This is a genomic window from Undibacterium sp. GW821-FHT11H02, from assembly GCF_058808015.1.
The window spans coordinates 38,527-62,262 of the sequence record NZ_JBXARG010000008.1; the positions used below are offsets into that span (position 1 = coordinate 38,527).

At 47.4% G+C, this 23,736-nt stretch carries 14 protein-coding genes; 4 read left to right on the forward strand and 10 right to left on the reverse strand.

The window, feature by feature from the left end; all coding sequences use genetic code 11:
• Nucleotides 1-21 precede the first annotated feature (21 nt).
• The 6 genes from AC1RR2_RS10065 to AC1RR2_RS10090 all read right to left on the reverse strand — a co-directional run bounded on the left by AC1RR2_RS10065 (nt 22) and on the right by AC1RR2_RS10090 (nt 10,109).
• Nucleotides 22-1,983: a M56 family metallopeptidase gene (locus tag AC1RR2_RS10065; RefSeq protein WP_493222123.1), complete on the reverse strand. Its 1,962-nt coding sequence runs from the start codon at nt 1,981-1,983 to the stop codon at nt 22-24.
• The gene (locus tag AC1RR2_RS10070) at nt 1,980-2,432 is read right to left on the reverse strand and encodes a BlaI/MecI/CopY family transcriptional regulator (RefSeq protein WP_493222124.1); all 453 of its coding nucleotides are present in this window, start codon (nt 2,430-2,432) and stop codon (nt 1,980-1,982) included. The genes AC1RR2_RS10065 and AC1RR2_RS10070 overlap by 4 nt, the downstream gene beginning before the upstream one ends.
• Before the next feature lie 210 nt (nt 2,433-2,642).
• Nucleotides 2,643-4,277, reverse strand: coding sequence for a M28 family peptidase (locus AC1RR2_RS10075; RefSeq protein WP_493222125.1), 1,635 nt, complete (start codon nt 4,275-4,277; stop codon nt 2,643-2,645).
• Nucleotides 4,278-4,387: 110 nt separating this feature from the next.
• Entirely contained in the window at nt 4,388-7,783 is a 3,396-nt protein-coding gene (locus AC1RR2_RS10080; protein ID WP_493222126.1) for a two-component regulator propeller domain-containing protein, read from the reverse strand.
• A 24-nt stretch (nt 7,784-7,807) separates the two neighbouring features.
• Nucleotides 7,808-9,361 carry a protein kinase domain-containing protein gene (locus tag AC1RR2_RS10085; RefSeq protein WP_493222127.1) on the reverse strand — a complete coding sequence of 518 codons (1,554 nt, stop codon included), beginning with the start codon at nt 9,359-9,361 and terminating at the stop codon, nt 7,808-7,810.
• A gap of 4 nt (nt 9,362-9,365) precedes the next feature.
• Nucleotides 9,366-10,109 (reverse strand): metallophosphoesterase family protein, encoded by a 744-nt coding sequence (locus AC1RR2_RS10090; protein ID WP_493222128.1) that lies wholly within the window; start codon nt 10,107-10,109, stop codon nt 9,366-9,368.
• A gap of 349 nt (nt 10,110-10,458) precedes the next feature.
• Here AC1RR2_RS10090 and AC1RR2_RS10095 point away from each other — a divergent pair, with 349 nt between their 5' ends.
• The 3 genes from AC1RR2_RS10095 (at nt 10,459) to AC1RR2_RS10105 (ending at nt 16,184) form a co-directional block, all read left to right on the forward strand.
• Complete coding sequence (locus AC1RR2_RS10095) at nt 10,459-11,751, forward strand: cyclic di-GMP phosphodiesterase (protein ID WP_493222129.1); 1,293 nt, start codon at nt 10,459-10,461, stop codon at nt 11,749-11,751.
• Entirely contained in the window at nt 11,748-14,189 is a 2,442-nt protein-coding gene (locus tag AC1RR2_RS10100; protein WP_493222130.1) for a sensor domain-containing protein, read from the forward strand. Before AC1RR2_RS10095 ends, AC1RR2_RS10100 begins: the two co-directional genes overlap by 4 nt.
• A 498-nt stretch (nt 14,190-14,687) precedes the next feature.
• Entirely contained in the window at nt 14,688-16,184 is a 1,497-nt protein-coding gene (locus AC1RR2_RS10105; RefSeq protein ID WP_493222131.1) for a YdgA family protein, read from the forward strand.
• Between the two features lie 141 nt (nt 16,185-16,325).
• Here AC1RR2_RS10105 and AC1RR2_RS10110 read toward each other — a convergent pair whose 3' ends face one another.
• The 3 genes from AC1RR2_RS10110 to AC1RR2_RS10120 form a co-directional block, all read right to left on the reverse strand.
• Complete coding sequence (locus AC1RR2_RS10110) at nt 16,326-17,837, reverse strand: peptide MFS transporter (protein ID WP_493222132.1); 1,512 nt, start codon at nt 17,835-17,837, stop codon at nt 16,326-16,328.
• 302 nt (nt 17,838-18,139) lie between these two features.
• On the reverse strand, nt 18,140-20,374 hold the full coding sequence (locus AC1RR2_RS10115; protein WP_493222133.1) for a penicillin acylase family protein: 2,235 nt from the start codon (nt 20,372-20,374) through the stop codon (nt 18,140-18,142).
• Between the two features lie 47 nt (nt 20,375-20,421).
• Nucleotides 20,422-20,616, reverse strand: coding sequence for a hypothetical protein (locus AC1RR2_RS10120; RefSeq protein WP_493222134.1), 195 nt, complete (start codon nt 20,614-20,616; stop codon nt 20,422-20,424).
• A gap of 346 nt (nt 20,617-20,962) precedes the next feature.
• Here AC1RR2_RS10120 and AC1RR2_RS10125 point away from each other — a divergent pair, with 346 nt between their 5' ends.
• The gene (locus tag AC1RR2_RS10125) at nt 20,963-23,272 is read left to right on the forward strand and encodes a carbohydrate binding family 9 domain-containing protein (RefSeq protein WP_493222135.1); all 2,310 of its coding nucleotides are present in this window, start codon (nt 20,963-20,965) and stop codon (nt 23,270-23,272) included.
• An 84-nt stretch (nt 23,273-23,356) separates the two neighbouring features.
• Here the strand turns inward: AC1RR2_RS10125 and AC1RR2_RS10130 are convergent, their stop codons facing one another.
• Nucleotides 23,357-23,707, reverse strand: a complete 351-nt coding sequence (locus tag AC1RR2_RS10130) for a DUF6404 family protein (RefSeq protein ID WP_493222136.1) — start codon at nt 23,705-23,707, stop codon at nt 23,357-23,359.
• Nucleotides 23,708-23,736 lie beyond the last annotated feature (29 nt).

Here is a 23,736-nt window from a genome sequence, read left to right on the forward strand (position 1 = left end):
TAAGGACCTTACTTACTGCGTCTAAATATCCTTCGCCGGCAATACCAAAGCTTTTTGTTTGGCATTTTGGATTAAGTCTTTCACTTGTTTTTCGGCCTGAACAGACAAGGCTTCCATTTGTTTACCGAGCTGATCCATCTGTTCGCCTAAGGCTTTCATCGGTTGGCTGGCTTGATCCATTTTTTTACCTAGCTCTTCCAAAGGCTGCAGAGAAATACGCAATTTTTCATGGTCGTGTTGAAACGCGCGTGACTCTTGATTGAGCTTTTTGCCGACTTCCCGCATCTCCGCTTCAACCGCTTTTAACTGTCTTTGCGCTTGAGCGCGTTCTTCATTATTGCTGGCTCGTTCTAACTTAGCAGCAGCCGCTTCCATCTTACTTTCGAACGCTTCCATACGTCGTTCAAATGCGCGTATCTTTGCCTCTAGAGCGGCATCGACCGGATGCTCTTTAACCGAGACTGCTTCCATTTGTTTGCCGATTGCTTCCATGACTTTGCCGTGTTCTTCCATCTTTTTGCCGTGAACTTCCATTTGTTCGCCCAAGGCTTCCATGGGTTTATAGGCGGCATTGGCTTGTGCCAAAATGGCGGGATCTTTGATGATGTACGATTGCCCGTTTTCAGAAAACCAAAGAAATTCTTCCTTGGCTTTTTTCTTAAGTGCGGCTATTTCATGCGTACCTTTACGATCGGTATGGACAAAGCTCGATTCACCATCACCTGGTTTTACCAGAGCGAATGAGATACCGTTCGCTGAACTCATCGTTAGGCCTTTTGATTTACTACTCTTGGCATTTTGTGTGTCAGGTGTGCTGCTTGCCGCAGGCCTAGGCATTTCTGCCGGAGCGGCAACTAATGCGGGCGCTGATACCGCATTGACAAGAACTAAAGGGGAAGCGCTACCCGCATTCATGGTATTTAAAGTAGCAGCTTGTGCATAAATGAGCGAGCAGGCTGCGCTCAGGCTCAATAAAGGCACTGCCATTTTCCAGGTCCAGACACCGGCTGGTGAAGCCGGGCGAATTAAACGTTTGATGCGTGACATAAGATTTCCTCCATGTGCCGCTTGGGCGAGTTGAGGGTTTGAGAACTGGAACTGCTCCAGTTCCGATAATGCAAGCGCCAGGCGCCGCGGTTCGCCTAACAATCCTGCGGCTAAATCGTCGGCAATCTGCTCACGTTCGATACGAATTTGGCGTGACAACCACCAGACTGCTGGGTGGAAGAACAACAAAATCTCTATCGCACTTTGTAACAGATTGACCAGGTAATCCATACGCTTCACGTGCGCCACTTCATGCGCCAATAAAGCTTCTATTAATTCGGGCGGCATACCCGTCATCAAGGCGCTTGGGAAAATCACCATAGGGCGCCACCAGCCGACCGTGAAGGGTGATTCAAGTTCATCGGAAATGCCGAGTCGTATCTCGCCACGCACAGCCATTTTTTGGGCCAGTTGTTGCAGTTTGGCGTGCCAAAACACATTACTTTGATGGCTGCCACGCTGCACCCTTTGGCGTACCCAAAGTAATCCGGCCAGCATGCGCAATGCCATGCCTGCGACGCCTATAGACCAGAGCAAGACTAAGACTGGGGCGACCGAAGTGAATCTTGGTTCCCATGCTTGCCAACGCCAGTTAGCCCACAAATTCGTCATACTAGCGGTGGCATTCACTGCGCTAGGCTGGCGATCAAACTCGACTGATTCAGGTGTTGCCGTATTCTGGGCGGCAACGCTATCCACACGCCAATGTTCGGCCGATTGAGCAGAATGACTAATCAGATATTGCACAGGCAAAGCAATGCATAACAGCAAAGCCAAACAGAGCAAGATGTAGCGACTCTGGGCAGAAGCCGAACGCAGCAGACGCAAACCCAAAGCCGTCGCCATCGCGATCAGACTTGCTTGCCATAGCACATGAAACAGAGCGATGCCCAGAACGGGCAGGGCAGGTAAGATTTGCGTCAAGTTATTCATCATTTTTTGTCTCCGTGCAGAACTTCTGGCGCACTTCCTGGTTTATTTTCAGCAGATTTATCGCCATACAAATAGGCTTGAATCTCGGCACGTTCGCTGTCACTGACATGCTCTTTCAGTGCCGCCATAATCAATTCTTTACCGGAACCAGAAAACGCTTTTTGAATAAAGTCTTGCAGCAAATTGGTTTGGAGTTTTTCCTGCGCCTGTGCGGCCGCATAAACATGCGAACGGGCGCTCTCGTCGCGTGTCAACAAGCCATCACTGTGCATGATTTGCAATTGACGTAATACCGTGGCTTGGTTGATTTCAGGTCGGTCGGCCTGGACCCGCTCAAATACTTGTTTGGCGGTTGCCGGGCCATGTTGCCACAAGACCTTGAGCAGGGCTAATTCAGCCGCCGTCGGCTTACGGGCTGCACTGGTTTTTAGTGTTTTTTTAATGAGGTTCATGCCAACTCCAAAATGCCTGATTTACTGTCGATGAAACAAGCATAGCGCATCTAGAACTTTTTTTCTAGAAAAATTTTTCTAGATTGAAAAATATTTTTAAAACTTGTTCAATTGATCTTATTTCAGCAGAGCTTAGATGAAAAAAGCACGAAACTCCCTTGCTGAAGTTTCGTGCTTATTCGGTTCCAGCGCGACTACTGCGTCTGATTTCTATTTTTTGGCGCGCAATTTACCTAAAGGGTCGCCCGCTTTCCAGGCTGGCATTTTAGGACTATCCGCAACTGCACGTCCAAGGTTTAAAGTGAATTGCGCTTGCTGCACCATGCCGGATAAATCCCAACTTGGATCGAACTCATCACTCGCTTGGTGATAACGTTTACCGTAGGCTTTGGCTTTTTCTTTGGCGGCTTCTGGATCTTTCACATAATCTTTCCCACCACCGATCGAGAACGCGGGTACACCTGCTTTAGCAAAACTGAAATGATCGCTGCGGAAATAGCCGCCCGATAAATCAGGTTCTGCCGGTGCGATTACCAAGCCCATATTCTTTGCCACTTTGGCGGCGATATCACCAAGCTCAGTTCGTTCGCTACCGCGCGTACTCATATCGCGCGTAATTCCGACAAAGTTCAAGCTATCCAGATTCAAATTCGCCGCAGTTTTGTCTAAAGGCCACAAAGGCTGTGCTGCATACAAGGCGCTACCCAGCAGACCTTGCTCTTCAGCGGCTACCCATAAGAACATTTGGCTACGCTTAGCCGGCGCTTGCAGAGCTGCTTTTGCCATTGCTAATAAGGCTGCGGTACCAGAACCATTATCCACTGCGCCGTTATAAATCGTGTCGCCACTAGTCCCTTGCTTGCCCAGATGATCCCAATGCGCGCTATAGATGACCAACTCGTCTTTCAGCTTGGAGTCGGTACCAGGTACCACGGCAGAAACATTGTATTGTTCCACCGTACGGATATCGGCTTTTTCTTCACCCGTTAATTTTGCTGCCAATGTCACCGGCTTAAAATCACTGCGCTCAGCAGCAGCACGCAATTGGTCTAAATCCTGACCCGCACCGCTAAATAATTTACGCGCGGTGTCTTCACTGATCCAGCCTTGCAAACCTGTTCCCAGTGCTGCACCTTGCAATTGGAATTTTTCTGCCGTGCCGCCATTCTGTACCACAGACCAGCCATAGCTGGCAGATGCGTCGGTATGGATCAACAAAACACCGGCTGCACCGCGACGTTTCGCCTCTTCATATTTGTAAGTCCAGCGACCATAGTAAGTTAATGCTTTACCGCCAAAACGGTTGGGTTCCTGTGCCGTAGGCTGAGGATCGTTGACCATCATGACCAACAATTTGCCAGTCACATCTTGCCCTTTGTAGTCATCCCATTTTTCTTCCGCCGCACTGATACCGTAACCAACGAAGACGATATCGGTATCGAACTGATGACTGGCTACCGCATCACCGGGTGCCCACACCCAGTCCTTCCCAAATTCAATCGCCAAAGGATTGCCTCCAGCGACCAATTGCAAACTACTTTGCTGCGGCTGAGCTTTGACACCGGCAATTTTGACTAACTGACGATAGCTGTTGCCGTTACCCGGTTTGAGACCTATCACTTGTGACTGGCTTTCCAGATATTGCACGGTGAGGTCGCCACCACGTTGACCGGTACCACGACCTTCAAACAGATCGGAAGAAATCAAAGCCAGATGGGCACGTAAAGGGGCTTCTTGTACCAGCGCGGCAGATGCTTTAGTGACTTGGGCTTTGTCTGCCGCCTGTACCGGAAAAGCTAAAACTAAACTGGCAGCCAAGCTGCTCAGTAAAAACATTGTCTTCATAAATTTCCACTTTTTCTAATGTAAGGTTTTCAATTCAAATCGAATACGACGCAAGATAGACCTCATCTTCCGCCAAAGATTCCTTAGCAGATTATACGATGCAAGTCTTGCTATGTCCGTTCTCGTCCATGCGACCAGTCTAGCGGCGTGTCGGCCGGTAAGGAGGTTTTCACCACGATATGTCCTTGCACAATTTGCTGCTCAACCTCTAACGCAACATCGGTGATATGTCCCTTGCTATAGTAATTACCGAGCAAGAATAAGCCGACCCAGGCATTTCTGCCTCCGCGCTTCGCCGCATATAAACATTGATCCGCGATATCGACCACTTGCTCCCAGGTAAAGGCTTCTACTGAAGTCGGAATAAATGGATAAGTAGTCAAACCAATAGAACAAGTTTTGTGCAGAACTTTGCCATCGGGCAGTACAAAATCGTATTCTGCGATACGGGTACGAATACGTTCCGCCAAGACTTCGGCTTCCAGATAATTTGCATTGCGTGCCACGATCAAAAATTCTTCGCCCCCCCACCGTATGATGGTGTCGGTTTCGCGCACGGCTTCTTTCAAAATCTTGGTCGTTTCAATCAATACCAAGTCACCTGCAGCATGGCCGAACTCATCATTCACGGATTTAAAATAATCAATATCGACCATCATAAAAATGATGTCGATATTTAATAGTGCGCGATTAATGTCCTTGGCGTTAAGGACTTGATAAGCGCGATTCACTTGCGCTATATCCTCGTCTATACATAAATTCAAATAACGACGGTTACGTAATCCGGTCAGATGATCTGTCAAACTTTGTTGTTCTAACTGTTGACGCGATACTTCCAATTCCTGAGTGCGCTCTTGCACCAATAACTCCAGAGTGCGATTGCGATTCGCCAGACGCCACAAGCGCCAACGTATCAAACCTATCACCATCGTGGAAATCACCAGGAAGTACAAGGCATACGCCCACCAGGTTTGAAACCATGCAGGCAACACCCGTATCGGTAATATCACGATTTTTTCCGACCAGGCGCCGCTACGATTCGAACCACGCAATAACAAACGATATTCGCCCGGAGACAGGTTGGTGTAAGCCGCCAATCGACGTGTGTAATCAGTCTCTATCCAGTCCTTATCGTAACCTTCTAGCTTATAGGCATAATGATTGCGTTCCGGTGCCGAATAATCGAGCGCGGCAAATTCTATGATCATGCTATTGGCTTCCGGGCTGATCACCAATTTTTCAGGATTGACACCGAGGAATCGCGCTTGATTGGCAGCGATAGTCTTACCTCCCGCTTGGATACTGGTGATCACGACTGGTGGATCAAACTTATACTCCTTCATCAAGCTAGGACGCACTATCGTGAGACCACCGACACCGCCGAACAACAAATCACCTTGCGGCAACATGGCGCCCGAATTACTCCAATAGCCTGAAATCGCAATCCCATCTGGCTCAGTGATGGCAGTGATCTTTAAGGTATCCGGATTGATTTTCGCCAGCCCTTCGTCGGTACTGACCCAGATATCACCGCGCGCATCTTCCAATACTTTATTCACCAAATCATTCTGCAAACCCTGTTCTTTACGCAAGTGAATAAACCGGGCTTCTGCCTTGGCATTTGGGGTCCGCAATAAATCTAAACCACCACCCTGCAGCGCGATCCACAACCAGCCACGCGAATCAAATAACAGCGCGGAGGCATTTCTATGCGACAAAGAATTTTCGTTTTGCGGATCAGGTTTATAGTTTTGAGTAGCACCGCTGTCGGGATCGATGCGATAAATTCCGTCTTGCGAAGTACCGACCCACACCGCCCCATCAGGTGCTTTTTGCAGGTCGGTAATAAATTTGTTTGCAACCGGCTTGCTCCAGGCAGGTTGCGTCACTTTATCTTCGTCCACTGCCAAATCTTTTTCCCACAATCCTTCCGGGCCACCGATTAATAATTTACCTGAAAATTCCAATAGCGCAGCGACTCGCAATGCTGGATTGCGCGGAGCCAAATTGAGTTTTTTTACCGTTTTCCCAGACATGTCTGAGAGATACAAACCCTTGTCCGTGCCTATATAGACCGTACCCGCCAGACTTTGAAAGATCGTAAAAATAGCACTCTGCGGCAGCGCGGTCATCGGTTTGCTGTCATCGGCCAGCAAAACTTGAAAGCGCTCACTCCCGGCACGCATAATACTCACGCCATGATTCTGCGAGCCTATCCAGACGCTCCCATCCGACATGCCCTTTGCCGAGAAAAAATCAATTCCAAGCAAGCCATACGGATGTTTTTCGGCACCGAATAAAGTGAAAAAGGCACTCGACGAAGGATCATGTAAGCTAATACCGCGTTGACTACCGACCCAGACCAAACCGGAACGATCACGAAAGATCGACCACACCGAATTATCTGCCAGACTGGTACTACGATTTGCCTCACTCAACAGACGCTTGCTTTCCAGGGTTGTACCATTTACGATCACAACGCCTTTACCGTAAGTACCTAGCCAGATTTCATTCTCTGCGGTCTCACGGATGGTGAAGATATTATCGTTCGCTGGCAGCAACTGATCCGTATTAGGCTGCGGTAGTAATAGTCGATGCGGAATCCCGTCTTTAGGATCGATATAGAAAGCACCCGCATCAAAAGTCCCGACCCAAATCTTGCCGTCCTGACTGCAAGCCAAACTGACGATACGTTGAATTTTTCCCGCCTCCATAGGCAGACGTATCGCCTTAAAACGCGGACCAGCGCCATCTTGTTGTTCTTGTTTCACTAAACCCTGACTGGTGCCTATCCACAGACTTCCGGTTTTATCACGCGTTAAAGTACGCACCAAATCACTGGGCAAACTCTCTTGTTGCTTACTGTCCGCATGAAATTGTTGGAATTTGCCACTGTCTGGATCGTAATGATTGAGGCCACCGCGCGTCGCCAGCCACAAGCCGTTTTTACCATCACCAATGATCGCATTAATCGTGACATGACTGATTGCCTGCGGACCAATAGGAATTCGGATAAAGCGGTCATTTTTACGGTCATATCGCGCCAGCCCACCGCCATTGGTACCTACCCAAATCTGACCGCGCGGATCGGTATAGAGCGACATCACATAGTTGTCCGGCAAACTATTGACGTCATTTTGCAGCGGTAAATAATTACGGAACCGATAACCATCCCACCGTGCCAAACCACCTTGCGTACCGACCCAGATAAAACCATCACCATCTTGGGCAATCGCTGTCGCACTATATTGCGGCAAGCCATTTTGTGTGGAAAGACGATGAAATACGGTATCAGCTAATTTTTGCCAGGTCTGACTTGGTGCTAAAGCAGGGTGTCCGGTTAACGTGCGCACTTGAATAGGATTTTGTGCGGCGTTTTGTGCTGGATTTTGTGACTGGGCGTAAGCCAGACTGACTGCCATCCATGCGCACAAGAGCGTTACACAAACACTGCGCCTTGTCATACGCCAAGTTGGCCATGCTCGATACTGTGGATACAGGCTCATCTTTGCAATCCAAAATAAATAGACTTATTCTCGTCTTTGTTTAACCACGGTTACGGTGCATTCCGCTTCGGCTACCACTTGTGCAGAAACACTGCCTAGGTAACGCCGGATCGTTGAACTGCCACGTGAACCTATGATAATTTGATCGACATTATTATTGTGTGCGTACTCAATAATGGCAGCCGCCGCGTCGTGTGCTTCTAACACATGAAAAGTAATCTTGTCCTTCAACACTTGCAGCGGTCGCGCCCAATGTTTTAGCTCAACTAATTGCTTCACATGCATATTCTGACCGCCCTGTACCATGCCATCATCGAGGCCAATACGACTGGTCTTGCGGATAGTTACGCAGGCCAGACGCGCGCCTGGTTCAGTCTGCAACATGCGTCGCGTCAGCATCCGTATGTCATCTGCTAATTCCGTATTGCTTTCACTTAAATGCAAAGCCACCATAATAATGGGTGATTGCGAGAGCTGATCCGACATACTGTATTTGGCAAAGGGCTCCATACCTGCGGCTTGAAAGCGGCGTTTTAGCACCGACAATATGCCATCTTTGTCAGATTTTTCTGCTCGGCTGGTCAGACGCAATTGATCCGGATTTTGCAGCATCAATGCCAACTGGGCCGCTGTGTCAAAACGAGCGCTGGGATCGACTTCCAGACAACGCAAAATAATCTCTTGCAACCAATTCGGTATCTCTGGATTGTGGACGCGTGGCGGAATAGGATCGTGATATAGACGCTTTTTCAATCCGGCTACGGAAGTAGGATGACCAAAAGGGCGTTCGCCTGTCGCCAGATGGTATAACAACACCCCTAAAGAAAACTGATCACTACGTGGCTCGTTACGAATGCCTAATACCTGTTCCGGCGCAATATACGGCCCGGTTCCCATAGGAAGTCGAAATTCTTCGCCCAGCAGATCAGGCAATTTATCGTGTCGCGACAGTCCGTAATCGATCAGCACCGCAGCGCCATCCGAGCGAAACATAATATTCGAAGGTTTCAAATCAAGATGAATGACATGTTGTCTATGCAGATCTTGTAAAGCCGTTGCGACTTTAACGCCTATCCTTACCACCTCATCGAGTGGCAAGGGTGCCTCATCAAAGCGTGCGCGTAAGGAAGTGCCTTCTATCTGTTCCATCACAATAAATGGCTGAGTATCAAAATCACCTGCCCCGTAGTATTTAGGAACGTGTTTGCCTTTCAGCTTGGGCATAATCATTTGCTCAACTTCGAAAGCGACTATCGCGGTCGGATCTTCGATGCTGAACATCAAAGGCACTTTCATGATCAGCGCAGGCAATTCACCATCGGCGGAGCGATAGCGTTCCTGAAAATCAGTAATCCGCCACAAGGCCGCCATGCCACCCAGATGCAATTTTTCTTCCAAACGATAACCATCTACCATCATGCCGACTTGCAATCGAACCGGTGAGCTTGATTTGCCAAATGAACTTGATTGCCGTTGTTTCGATGCCGCTTGCGACATGTCGGCCGGTGCTTCTGCATTTGCGCTGGGGAGCGCGGCATTGACATCATGAGGAGGGTGACTAGACTTACGATCGGACATCGGCTTAACCTCCGTGCAGCAAACGTTGTGCTAAAACGGGCGGCAAACCCGCTGCCAATACTTTTTGCGACGCAGTTTCCGCATCATAGGGCACCCTGAAAAAAGTAAGCTCACGTGACATGGTATCGAACAAAGCATAACAAGCGGCAGGATTACCATCCCGCGGTTGCCCTACTGATCCCGGCTGTACCAGCCATCGTCGCAATTTACTTAAACTCATACTGTGATCAGACACTGGGGTAAATTCGCCAACCTTGCCCGCATGATTCATGTGATACAGGCTGGGCGTGTGCACATGTCCACAAAAAGTAATCTGCGCCTGCGTGGCATTCATGCTGCGCCCGGCCTCCATCACGCCGTCCACATAGTCCCATTTTTCAGGGGCCCAGGCATTGGCATGTACTAGCAATAGTTGATCAAACTCAATTTGCATCGGTAAATTGCGTATGAATTCTTTTTGATAATCGTTCAACTGACCGCGCGTCCACTCGACTACCGTACGGGCATTCAGATTCATCTCCTTGCGGTCCGCTTGCAATACACCTATGTCATGATTTCCCATCAATACATAAGCACCACGTCCCACATAATTGATCACGGTATCGAGCACCCAACTTGGGTCAGCACCATAACCAATCAAATCTCCCAAGAATGCATATTGTTCCGCATGACGTTCTTCGGCATGCGCCAGGCAAGCTTCCAGCGCCTCGCGATTAGCATGTAAATCCGTCAGTAGCGCTAGTAACATGGAAGAATATTTCCAAAGATAAAATTTGATTGTAAGATATTTGTGTCACGAAAAATGCGATTCTGTTGTTCCATAGGGGACTATCTACGAAGCGTAATAAACAAGCAATAAGTGAACTCCCCGCAAATGAAAATCGTCGACGAAGTCAAAAAATCACAGACACTTATGAATCCTGTTTACTAAAGAACATAAAATACAACGCCACCCGTTTTGATCCATCAGATTTTCTAAATATTTTGCGGCAAAAGAGGCGAAAATAGGTTTTTTCGATTATTTAGGCTTATACTAAAACAATTAACTAAAAGAAACTTTTCCGCAATTAGTTGAATTACTCTAAAACGCGTGTGCGATGACAGACCCTACCCATCAATTTATCAGCCCGGCGGAACTGCGAATTGGCCACTATATCTACCTCGATATCGGTTGGATGGATCACCCGTTTCCCGTCAGTAGTTTTGAGATTCGCAATCAAGAACAGATTCAAAAATTAAAAGCGCTGGGACTCGCCAAAATTCGCTACGCCCCTGAAAAAAGTCACGCCGATCCCGAGCTTAAAGTCAGCAAACCCGCGGAACAAATTAGTGTTACGAATACCACCGAATCACCCGAAGCCCTGGCAGCAAAACAACGCAAGGCTTTGCTCGCCAGCCAGCAAGCCAGCCTGATGGCATGTGAGCGTCAATTTGGACAAGCTACACAAGAATTTAAACATCTGACCGAGATCATCCACGCCCAACCACCAGCAGCCAAAGATACCGCCAGCAAACTGGTACAAGGCATGCTCGATGGCATACTCAATCATGATGAATCCGCGATTCGCCTTTTGTCCGAAAAAGCGGGCGAAAAAACCGCATTGCATAGCATCAACGTCACACTGATTTCGCTCTTGTTGGGTAAGGCATTAGAACTCCCCAAAGAGGACATGCTAGAACTCGGTATCGGCGCATTACTACACGATGTCGGCAAAATGGAATTACCCGATCGCTTGCGTTGGGTCGATGAACAAAGCAGTGCCTCAGAGCGCCAGTTATATCAAAGCCATGTTGCCCATGGGGTCAACCTGGCGCGCAAAATGCAGTTATCCACCAGCGCCACCCTACTCATTGCACAGCATCATGAGTTTGCCGATGGCAGTGGCTATCCTGGTCATATCAATGTAGAAAAAATGACGACGCTCAGTCGCATCATTTCTTTAGTGAATCGCTTCGATAATATGTGCAATCCCAGTAACGTGGCGCATGCCATCACCCCGCACGAAGCCTTATCCCAGCTATTCACCAAAAACAAAATGCAATCGGATACCCCCACTTTGACTGCATTTATTAAGATGATGGGCATCTATCCACCCGGCTCGGTAGTACAGCTTAGTGATGAACGTTATGCCTTAGTGGTCTCCGTCAATTCCGCGCGCCCTATCAAACCCAAAGTGATTATTCACGAACCATCTGTCCCGCGTGACGACGCATTAATGATTAATCTAGAGCACGAAACCCACATCGGCATACGACGCAGCTTAAAGCCTGTGCAATTACCCAAGGCCGCCTACGATTATCTTTCGCCACGCAAACGCCTGTGCTATTTCTTTGAGCGTGCCAGCGATCCTCTGTCGATGGCGACCGATTTAGTCGGTAAAATTTCATGAGCAGCCGGCAATGGGAGGCTTTAATCGAAGGTATGCTGGAAGGCGTATTATTGGTCGACCCTGTGCAATTTCAAATTGTGGCGGCCAACCGTGCGGCACATGAATTACTAGGCGCGGTACAACACAGTCTAATCAACACGCCAGTCGTGGACTTGGCCGCAGCCCCCGAGGACATGTTCTTTTGGGAAGATGTTGCTGCCGGCTTATCAAACAATATCTATTCTGAAACCCTATTGAGGCGCCCGAACGACAGCGTGGTCCACGTCGTCAGGCGCGTCTCACTAGTCCATATTGATCTCGATACTTCACTGTACGTGGTTGCGATACGCGATCATAGCGACCGCAGACAAATCGAAACCGAATTAGAAAAACTGATTGCAGAACTACGTGCAACTTTAGAGTCCACCGCTGATGGTATTTTGGTGACCGATCTGAATGGCGATATCCGTAGTTATAACCATCTGTTTGCCAAATTATGGGATCTGCCGGACGACTTATTGACTGAGCGCAATGATATTGCTATCTATGCCTGGATGGATAATTGCATGGTCGATGCCAGCAATTACAATGAAAGGCTAGCAACGATACAACGCTCACCTTTAATGGAGAGCAATGACATTCTGGTTCTGCACTCAGGCAAAATCTTAGAGCGCGTCACCTTACCGCAATACGCTCGCGGCAGACCGATAGGCCGGGTATATTCTTTCCGTGACATCTCACAGAAATTAGCCGATCAGGCCAGACTACAACTTGCCTCAAAAGTTTTCGAAGCCAGTACCGATGCTATTTTCATCGCGGATAACTATCAAAGAATCATCACGACCAATCCCAGCTTTGAGCGCCTTACGCAATACGTCGAAACCGACATGATAGGTTTGACTATCGGCGATTTCTTACAAAATCAGAGCAATACCGAAGTACTCAAACGGGTATTGAGTGAATTAAATGAATATGGTTTTTGGGAAGGCGAAATCTGGAACCGCCGCAAAGATGGTCATGCCTATCTATGCATGATTTCTTTAGTCTGCGTACAAAACGAATTGGGATATACCGTCAATATCATCGGCTTTTTCAAAGACCGCACCGAAAACTACAATGCTAAACAAAAGATCGAAGAGCTTGCCTTTTCGGATGCATTGACTGGACTACCAAATCGCCTCTTGCTGGAAGAGCGTATCAACCAATCCATCACCCACGCTAGCCGCGACAATGGTGAATTTGCCCTCTTGTTCTTAGACCTCGATAACTTCAAACAGATCAACGATTCCTTAGGTCACCCCTTCGGCGATAGAGTCTTAATTGAAGTCACCGAGCGTCTAAAAAAATGTTTGCGCCAGGTGGATACTGCCGCCCGTCTCGGTGGCGACGAGTTTGTTTTGCTGCTACATCAAGCGGACGCAAATGGCGCGGAAATTTGCGCACGACGAGTCTTAAGTGATATCGCCGCCTCCTATTGTCTCGACGGTATTTCTTTCAGCCTGACCTGTAGTATCGGGATTGCGCTGTATCCGACCGACGGTCGTAGCATGGAAGATTTGATCAAAAACGCTGACAGTGCCATGTACCATGTGAAAGAGCGCGGCCGTTCAGATTTTCGTTTTTATCAGCGGCAAATGAACATCGGTTTACTATCACGCATGAAAATTGATCATGCCATGCGACAGGCTTTAGAGCATCAAGAGTTCCGCCTGCATTATCAGCCGCTGGTCGATCTGGAAACGCAAGAAGTTTACGGCGCGGAAGCCTTGTTGCGCTGGCACGATCCCGAGTTAGGTGAAGTTAGTCCAGCAAAATTTATTCCGATTGCAGAAGAAACCGGCCTCATTATCGCGCTCGGCACTTGGGTCATGCACACAGCGATTGCACAAGCAGCAGCATGGAATAAAGAGGGTCGCCAATTACGTATTGCGGTGAATGTCTCGGCACTACAGTTTCAACAACCAAATTTCGTCGACAGCCTCGCCAATGCGCTCGACGATGCCCATTTGGATCCCGGCTGTATTGAATTAGAACTGACCGAATCTATTTTGATACGGGATATCGAAGAGACACTGAAAAAACTTCATGCCATCGCCGCATTAGGCGTAAAAATGGCGGTGGATGATTTTGGCACGGGCTATTCCAGCCTCAGTTACCTGAAGCGTTTCCCTATCAACAAACTCAAGATTGACCGCTCCTTTGTCATGAATTTGCCCAAGGACGAAAGTGATATTGCGATTGTCACGGCGATTATCAGTCTGGCGCATGCACTAAAGTTAAAGGTAATTGCCGAAGGTGTAGAAACCGCAGAACAAAAAGAATTACTGTCTTCCCTGCGTTGCAATGAAATTCAAGGATACCTAATTTCACGCCCCTTGAACCCACATGATTTTGAAACACAATTTCTTCAAAAACCGGGAACCTCTCTTTATCAACAAAGAAAATCGCTGAATCACTAGCAATCCACCAGCGACAATGGCGATTTGCGTCAATCGCCCCACTGCCTCTTAATGCTGTTTAGTAAAGCTGTCCCGCTTTACCTAAGGGCACTACCGCCACATCCCTTTCTTTAAACCTGGATTTTCCTTTAGGCGTGCCGAAGGTGCATTCTCGGTCATTTTTCTTGCTCTTCGTTGCCAATAGCTCGCTATTCACGCCTCATTCGCACCAAAAAAACTGCCTCGAAAAGTGCATCCCTCGTCATCTCAAATCCTAACCGAAAATCTCGGTAAGGACTTACGCAAAACAGACGCTAGCGTCGTTGGTTCGCCTCGCCGTACAACCGTACTGTCTTCGGCTTCCCGCCTAGCTAGCGCAATTTTGCGTAAGTCCTATCGGTTAAATATATTATCTTTTAAATCATACAAGTCGAAAATATCGTTACACTATTGCCTGCCTGGTTTTTCTATTTTTTATTTTTTGATTTTTCTCATTATTAGATTTAAAGGATGTGTCACATGAAAAAAAGTTCCTTAGCTCTTGCGGTGGTCGCTGCTTTAGCAATTGCTTATCCAGCAGCTTCTTGGCTCACTGGCAAGCGCTTAGAAACCAAGTTGAGCCAGCTCAACACCAATGAGGTGATGTTTTCCAAGTTCAAAATCGTCAAACAAAATTACACGCGCGGCATGTTTTCCTCGACTCAAGAAAGCACGATAGAAATTAGCTACGCAGACATGCTGCCAAGCACAACAGCGACGCCTGCCAACTTCCAAGAACCAGACGCCGCGATGGCGGGCAATGCGGTTGAACCTGCCCAAGCCGAGCCGGACATGATGCCTGTCATCAAACCTGTGCAAATCCAAATCATCAATCATATTACGCACGGTCCTATCCCTGGCATAGTGGGCATAGGTGCGGGCAAAATTGAAACGGAATTCGTCATGGATGCCGCGACGGTTGCCGAAATCAAAAAAATCTTCGGTGACAAAAAATTCTTAGAGCTACAAACTGTACTCAACTACGGCGGTGGCGGGGTCGTCAAAATGAGCAGCCCGGCAGTAAATACCGTGGTCGGCGTACGCCAGGACAAACTCAATTGGAAAGGCTTGAACCTGGAATTTGGATTTGACGCAGCCTACAAAAAATTGAAATTTGATTTCAATGCACCTGGCATGGATGTCGTCAGTAGCGACGGCAGCACCACCATGAATCTTGGCGCGATCAAAATGACTGGCGATGCAGAACGTGCTTATGCCGACGGCATACTCTACGTCGGTACGTCAAAAGCAACAATTAGTGGAATCAGCTTTTCAAATAAACTGGCGCCCAACACAGGCTTCAATTTAAAAGACCTGGTATTAGAAAGCAGCACCACACGCAAGAATGATCTATTTGATTCAGACTTGAAAATGGGCATCCAACAAATTCAAATCAATAGCAAGGATATCGGTAGTTTTCATTACGATTACTCTTTGTTGAATTTGCACGGGCCTAGCTTCAATCAGATTTTCACCGCTTTGTACGTGACAGATCCTAAGAGTTTAACCGCAGAGAAACTCGCTGAAATGCAAGTCAATATCAAAAAACACGGCGCAGAACTGCTCAAACATCAACCGGTATTATCTCTAGATCGTCTCAGCCTGACTGGCAAGAACGGCGAATTCAAAGCGACCGGTAAACTGCAATTTTTGGATGTCAAACCAGAGGACTTAGACAATCCTATGCTGTTGTTAGCGAAATTAGATAGCAAAGCGGATGTCAGTCTGGCCGAATCGCTGGTACAAGAATTGATTAACGGCACGCAAACCGAAGCTGAAGCACGCAACATGATGTTGGGCATGTTCAAAACCAGCGTCGAGCCCTACGAAGCACAAGGCTACATCGTGCGCAATGGTGGCAACTTAAGCTCACAAATTCTCTGGAAAAACAGCAAGCTCACAATTAACGGCAAAGCTTATCCAGCGATGCCTGCTGCGGATGGCATGTCGGCAGGGCAAATGGCGGAAGTGAAATAGTTGCAACAAAGGACGCGGTAATTGCTTATTGCCGCGCCGAGCAAGGATAGCTTAATTTCAACACCTTCAAACTATGAGCAACAAAAAAGCGACCCCCGGGTCGCTTTTTTGTTGGCTAAATAAACTACAGCGCTTTCAATTCTACTTCACACCATGCATCAATTTTTGCATCAATGGTGCGATCAGGAACAACACGATACCTGCGCCTAATAATGAATAGAAACCGAAGGTGTAGCCGCTCAAAGCAGACGCTACCGACATACCAGCATCGCCACTGACATGGCTAGCGAAAATGCCTGACAAGTTGTTACCAATACCTGTGGACAGGAACCAACCACCCATGCCCAGACCCACTAAGCGTACTGGTGCCAGTTTTGTCACCATCGACAAGCCGATAGGGGATAAGCACAACTCACCAATTGACTGAATTACATACACCATGAACAAAGTCCAGAATGGGATCTTATTCTTGTCATCAACCAAGAAAGTCAAGGCGTACATCAACAAACCAAAAGCCAAGGCATTACCGATCAGGCCCAAACCAAATTTACGTGGAATCGATGGATTCATATTGCGACGACCTAACATCACCCATACTGCAGCAACAATCGGTGCGAAACCGATAATCGCCAAAGAATTCACACTTTGGAACCAAGCCGTTGGAAAATTAAAAGTGGAGGTTAAATCACGATCAACAATTTTGTCTGCTAAGAAAGTGAAAGAACTACCCGCTTGTTCAAAGAACATCCAAAACAAAATATTGAACGTAAAGATCAACAACATCGCAATCACTTTATCGCGAGCGACATTACCATTACGGATACCTTCTACCATCAACATGACAGCCAGTCCGCCAAATAAGATAAACAAAACAATCTGCAATTTCACAGCGCCCATCGACAGCAAAAAGTAAGCTACTGGAATCACACACAAGGCACCCAATGCAACATAGATGACGCGCGACATGCTCTCATTACCTGCTGCTGGAGCGCCTATGCCTTTTAACATACGGCGACCAATAGCGAACCAGATCAAGCTCAGAACCATACCTATACCAGCGGCGATGAAGACAATTTTGTAAGCTGGCGTATCGCCTGTACTAAATACTTTTTGTGCCAAAAACTGGGTGAAGATCGGTGCTAAGAAACCACCAACATTAATACCCATGTAAAAAATAGTGAAGCCAGAATCACGACGGGTATCAGCAATACTGTACAACTTACCGACCATCGTAGAAATATTCGGTTTAAACAAACCGTTACCAATAATAATCGTGGCCAAACCCAATTTAAAAACATCTTGATTGGGATAAGAAATCATGAACAAGCCAGCTGCCATGAACACCGCACCAACTAGAATTGAACGTTGATAACCAATCACCCGGTCAGCGACATAGCCCCCAAACAAAGCAGCGGCATACACCAGCGCCAGATAAGAACCATAGGTCAGGTTGGCATCTGCCTGACCTGCGCCAGAGCCCTGATAGAACTGATCAACAATATAAAGCACCAAAGCCCAACGAATACCATAGAACGCAAAGCGCTCCCAGAATTCGGACATGAATAACATCCAGAGCGGAGCAGGATGCCCCATGATTTGCTTAAACTCTGGAATTGGGGTCTCTTGACCCGGTGTGATTGCAGCACCGCTCATGCAATTTTCTCCTGTTTGAATTTTGTAAAACTTAGTTTGAATTGTCGTAAAGCTTTTTTAATTTGTCTAAATCCGTTGTTCTCTAACTTACGTCCCATTTAGAAACCAAATCCACCGCACACAAGACTTACCAAAAATGCAGGGATTTTCAACGACGGTGCATTCTAAACTAGAAACGTCGGGGATAAGACCAATTTGTGGTGAAGAAACGGGCTAGATTTATTGCGCATTGCGGCATTTTTAAAAATTTGCAATGCGGCAGCTAAATCAGCCCAACTAGTGCAACGCCCTTCTTATAAGCTTTACTGCCCGGGATGATATTGACGCTTCAAGTGCCGCGCGATGTCTTCTGGATAGAACAACACATCCTTAAACTGCGCTTTGCTATACATCTCAGCCTGATCGTTAAAATGAGCCGAGGCAGGATCGCCGCTCTCGCCACCAGCCAATATGCTCTTGGCTTGTATGCGCGGCCCAAAAGAGACTGCTGCGACAAAACTGTTGCCACGATCACCATAGATCCGCTTGGTCGTTTGCTTGGCGACCATGCCATAAGCGGCCAGTGCTCCCCAGTTGCCAGATGCAAAGGGTACTGGCAAGCTAGGTTTATTATCGTCATAGCTGGCATTAATATCACCTGAGAGTCGCTGGAAACGATTAATTTCACCCCAAGGCGTTTGCCAATGGCCAAAATCTCTTTGTAAGCGCTGACTAGCACGTTGCAAGCCAGCGAGCAGGGCGGAGGCTGGCAGGCTAGGTAAATAGTCTACTGCCGGTATATTTTTGCTACGAGCCTCAGCACCATGCGTCTGCACCAAGTCTTGCGCCCAATAAATCGCCAGCGAAGTGGGACTCGATTCTAAAGTCGCACGCAAGTCCCAAGCTCGCAAACTTCGAATCTGTGCTGCCAGCGCCGGGTCAGGCATCGCGTCATAAGCTTTAAATAAAGGTGGCAACAAGGACTCAAAAGCAGTGAGCTCATTGTCGTATGCGAGCTTGATCATGCCATCGAGTGTCAAATTCTTCGCATCCTTCAACATTTTCACTGCATGCAGGCCACGTGCGTTTTCGCCATTAGTCCACATATAGCGTGGATAATCTTGCAGGCGCGGGCTGTTATTTCCTTCGCCAGTACCGGCGGCGGAAAAAGGCCAGTTATTGGTATTTTGTATCCAGCCATTGGCAGGGTTGAATAATTGGATAATGTCTTTGACCGGATGCAAGCCTTGCCAATCGGCCGCACGTGAACTGCCATCAACCGGGCGCGTCCAATCGAGTTGCGGATGACGACGCGGCACAAAGTCACCGTGAAAATAGGCAATATTGCCATCGCGGTCGGCATACACCGTGTTATTAGACGAATTGGCACGCAGGTCCATCACTTTGGCAAATCCAGCGTAGTCACGTGTCTTGGTACGCAGATAGGATTGCATCAGGGCTTTTACAGGCTCATTCATCAATTGCACAGCGATCCACTTGCCGTCGGCAGCACGCACCACAGGACCGTGATGACTAAAGTAAGTGGTGATCTTGCGGCTAGCCATGCCGCTATTGATTTTGTAGGGGAGGATTTGTTCTACGACTTTTAAAGCTCGTTGTTTGCCTTCAAACAGATAATAATATTTACCGGCTTTTTGACTGACGGTGAGGGCAAACTCATCAATCACATCGGCCGCATTTGAAGTATGCATCCAGCCATTGTATTGATTGAAGCCCTGATAAATAAAGAACTGTCCCCAGGTCACCGCGCCATAAGCGTTCAAACCTTGTGAGCTGGTGACCTGCACCTCAGGACGGAAGTAGAACGAGGTATGCGGATTAATCCATAACATCGCCTGACCATTTGCGGTGCGAGATGGTGCGATCGCAAAACCGTTAGAACCACGTGGCTCTGGCATCACAGGATCTGTATTCAGAGCGGTTAACTCGGGGCGCTTGCCATACAAAGATTCTAATTGTGTGAGATTGATCGATTCGATATCGCCACCAATACTACCTTCACTAAATGCCAAGGCCATCCACGGTTCAAAATGCGTGATCAAACGAGGCTTCACTTCGGGATGGGTATGCAGATAATAATTCAAACCATCAGCAAACCCATTCATCAGGGCTTTGAGCCAGGCGGGGCTAGCCGCATATTTGGCTTGCAAGTCCTTAGGCTGGATAAATAGCTTCATGCGTAAGTCACGCCAGATCTCAGCCTCGCCTTCCACCTCGGCCAAACGTCCCAACGCATTGATGTAATTTAATTCTATGCGTTTGAAATCATCTTCTGCCTGCGCATACAATAATCCAAATACCGCATCGGCATCACTCTTGCCGACCACATGCGGAATACCCCACTTATCACGCGAGATCGTGACTTTCTGCGCTGTGGCTTGCCATCGTGCCAGATCCTGCGACACCGCAACTGGCGCACTTTGTGCAGTAGCGATGTGCAAACTGGCGTACAGTAAAAAGCCTAAACTGGCGACAGTCTTACTTAAGGTAAAACTCATTTTTTGGGTTGTGGTTCTCTTGGTCTGGGGATTTAACATCTGCGTGCTCCTTTGCTTGTTTTTGTTCTAGATTTCCCTGCGAAAGGCTAACACAAGTCACTCCAATTATTAATCGCAAACTTGCAATCACAAATAAACAAGGCCGAAAATAAAACAGGCACCGGATTGCTCAGGTGTCGGTGTTGTAAATTGGACTCGATCGCCTTGTTCTTATCCCAAGCGGAGAACGGCTTTTTGATGATGCCGGTTTTTGCGGGATCGCCATTTTTAGTAGCGATCACGATCTGTTCTACCTCTTTCGCCGCCTATTTGATGATCAGAGATACTAGCGAAAACTCGCGCGGACAAACTTCTCCAAAAAAAAGTTCAATTTTTAATTTTCAAAAAATGTTGAACTAGCGTTTTCTATTCCAGTCGAACTGCGCACAAATCAAGAGAATTTCAGCCATCTTCTTGGCGCGAATTCATTTTTGTCGCATACCTTTTTTGCGTCCCCAATCCATTCAGTCTTGCTTGCTACAGACAGGTATTACCTTCGATTTTTCAAGGGTCTGATGCCTATCTCATCACGCCTGTACTTTGGAAAAACCGGTATGCGTAGATTTCAACAATAAAAAAAGGCAGATCATGAAACACACAACTAATTTACCGAGCTCGTTCAAGAAGAAAATTAACTATCTCTTGACAAGAGCTCCCTCAGATCGGGTGAAAACCTTCTCCCTTGGCATGATTTTGTTAGCCAGCACTTTAGGTATCAGCAATGCTTCTCTAGCGGCGGAAGCTTTGCAAATTCCGAGAGCCAATAAGCCTCCCGTTTTGGCCGACTATGTGGCCAAGATACCGGCAGACCACGGCGTCGAAGTAAACAATTTTCGTCAATACAAACCCGGCAATGGCACACCAGCATCACAAGACAGCAAAGCCTACTTGTCCTACGACGACAAACACTTCTACGCGGTATTTGTCGTCAAAACGGATCCTAAAAACGTGCGAGCGAATATCGCCAAGCGCGAAAACATTATGGGTGACGACGAAGTTGTTTTAGAGCTAGACACATTTCACGATAAACAACGCGCCTTTGTATTTCATGCCAATCCTCATGGCGTACAGTTTGATGGCAAGCGTACCGAAGGCTTAGGCATCGATTTTAATTTTGATACCCAGTGGCAGTCGGAAGGCCAGCTTACTCAAGATGGTTTTGTCGTCAGCATGGCAATTCCATTTAAGAGTTTGCGCTTTAATGCCTCGGATGTGCAGAACTGGGGCATCGCGGTGGGACGTATCGTGGGTGGTATTAATGAATGGTCATTCTGGCCTTACATTACGGACAAAGACGCAAGTTTTGTCGGGCAAATGGCAGAAATTTCTATCCCAGCAAAATTGACACCCGGGCGCAATTTTCAATTGAACCCCTCTTTATTTCTCGGACAGAAAAAGCTCTTAAACAGCAGCAATCCAAACGCACCCATATGGCAACAAGAAAATAAGTCGCGTCCGGGACTGGATGCAAAATGGGTACTGAGCGAAGCGATGGCGCTCGATTTAACCTTAAATCCTGACTTTAGCGAAGTGGAGTCCGACGAACCTCAAGCGCTGGTGAACAAACGCTATGAAGTCTTGTTTCCAGAAAAACGGCCCTTCTTTTTAGAGAACGCCGGCATGTTTCAAACGCCGCAAAATCTATTTTTTTCACGTCGCATCATAGAACCGAAAGCGGGTGCGCGGATTACCGGACGTGAAGGGAATTGGTCATTCGGCGGCCTGGCGATCGACGATGCAGCAGTCGGCAAATTACTGCCAAGCAATCATACCAGCTACGGCGATAAGGCCAATATTTTGGTTGCCCGTGTACAAAACGATTTTGCAAAAGGATCAAATCTCGGTGCCATGTTAACCGAACGCCGCCTCGGAAATATCAGCAACTCGGTCGCCAGTTTTGATCTGCGCCATCAATTAGATAAAAACTGGAATATCGCCGCTCAACTCGCGCACAGTCAAACGAAAGAAGGCGATGCGATCAATCTAAATGACAACCTGGGTTTCTTTGAAATTAAACATACAGGACGCAATTTTCTATTCACCAGCCAATACCTCGATATCGGCGAAAAATTCGATAGGAAACTCGCCTACCTGCCACGTAATGATATCCGTCAATTCTCACAACAGATTCGCTATATCTGGGATTTCTCCGAGCCACTCGTCTTCAATCAAGCGGGGCCACAACTCAAAGCCGTGGTCGCACGCGATCACAATAATGTCGTACAAGACTGGAGTCTCGAAAGCGCCCTGATTTTACGCACTAAATTTGCGACGGACATCACTTTGGTCAATCTGAATTCCTACGAATTATATGAAGGTATAGGTTTTCAAAAATACGGTAATGGCATCGGCATTGTGTCCGAACGACTCGACTGGTTAAGCGTCAATTTTGTGACGGGCACCGATAAATTGATCAATTATGTACCCGCAAAAGGGCAAGATCCTAGTCTGAATAAAGCGCGTGATTTTTCCTTGACCTTGGGCTTCAAACCGCACTCACAATTGCGTATCGATGAGACCTTGCTCTACAACGACTTACGCAGTATGCGAGCAATCGGAGGACAAGCTGCCGACAGCAGTATCTATCGCGACTTGGTATTCCGCACTAAGATCGCCTATCAGCACAATCGTTTCTTGGGGGTACGTCTGGTGCTCGACTATCATAATCTGCAAACTAACCCTCTTTTAAGTGGCATAAAATCGGGTAAGCAATTGAATAAAGATCTGCAGCTGAGCTATGTCTTAGGTCCAGGAACCACGGTATATGCAGGCTATGCTGATCGACAAGAAAATCTGGCCTTGGTTAGTAATCCACAGCGTGTGGTACAAACTGACAAACTAGATCTATTAACTGGTCGCAGTGTATTTGTGAAATTGAATTACCTGTTCCAACTATAGACGGATGGACGATACAAAAAAGGAGCGGCAAAAATAATTTTCTGTCGCTCCTTTTTTTATTTGAGACTGCGCTTAAGTCAGCTCTTAAGCAATAGCATGCCAAGGGGTAAGTGCATTTTTCTTGGCGCTGTACTTGTAATAGCTCGCCATACTGAACCCAAACAATGATCCTGCAATGACTACCGCCGTCAAGATGTTTGCAGCAGCCATATTTTGGCTCTGCCACAACATCAGATACATCAACACTCCCCAAATAATACCGAACATCGTCCCCATCAAAATGGCATTCCCAAAAAAGGAATTGTAATGCGGCGGTGGCACTTTAAGACCGAGGTGATGGATCAAACGAATTAGCGGCGGATAGTAATTTGAGCGCCAGATCTTACTGCGCTCAAGTTCGTTTAATGCAAATGCATATTTGTCTTCGAAATTCATTTTTTCCTCACTTTAAGAATGCCGTTAAA

Coding starts and splice junctions, on each gene's coding strand:
- AC1RR2_RS10065 (WP_493222123.1), bottom strand. CDS start 1,983: ATGATGAATAACTTGACGCAAATCTTACCTGCCCTGCCCGTTCTGGGC.
- AC1RR2_RS10075 (WP_493222125.1), bottom strand. CDS start 4,277: ATGAAGACAATGTTTTTACTGAGCAGCTTGGCTGCCAGTTTAGTTTTA.
- AC1RR2_RS10125 (WP_493222135.1), top strand. CDS start 20,963: ATGAAACACACAACTAATTTACCGAGCTCGTTCAAGAAGAAAATTAAC.
- AC1RR2_RS10080 (WP_493222126.1), bottom strand. CDS start 7,783: ATGAGCCTGTATCCACAGTATCGAGCATGGCCAACTTGGCGTATGACA.
- AC1RR2_RS10105 (WP_493222131.1), top strand. CDS start 14,688: ATGAAAAAAAGTTCCTTAGCTCTTGCGGTGGTCGCTGCTTTAGCAATT.
- AC1RR2_RS10090 (WP_493222128.1), bottom strand. CDS start 10,109: ATGTTACTAGCGCTACTGACGGATTTACATGCTAATCGCGAGGCGCTG.
- AC1RR2_RS10095 (WP_493222129.1), top strand. CDS start 10,459: ATGACAGACCCTACCCATCAATTTATCAGCCCGGCGGAACTGCGAATT.
- AC1RR2_RS10115 (WP_493222133.1), bottom strand. CDS start 20,374: ATGTTAAATCCCCAGACCAAGAGAACCACAACCCAAAAAATGAGTTTT.
- AC1RR2_RS10110 (WP_493222132.1), bottom strand. CDS start 17,837: ATGAGCGGTGCTGCAATCACACCGGGTCAAGAGACCCCAATTCCAGAG.
- AC1RR2_RS10070 (WP_493222124.1), bottom strand. CDS start 2,432: ATGAACCTCATTAAAAAAACACTAAAAACCAGTGCAGCCCGTAAGCCG.
- AC1RR2_RS10130 (WP_493222136.1), bottom strand. CDS start 23,707: ATGAATTTCGAAGACAAATATGCATTTGCATTAAACGAACTTGAGCGC.
- AC1RR2_RS10100 (WP_493222130.1), top strand. CDS start 11,748: ATGAGCAGCCGGCAATGGGAGGCTTTAATCGAAGGTATGCTGGAAGGC.
- AC1RR2_RS10085 (WP_493222127.1), bottom strand. CDS start 9,361: ATGTCCGATCGTAAGTCTAGTCACCCTCCTCATGATGTCAATGCCGCG.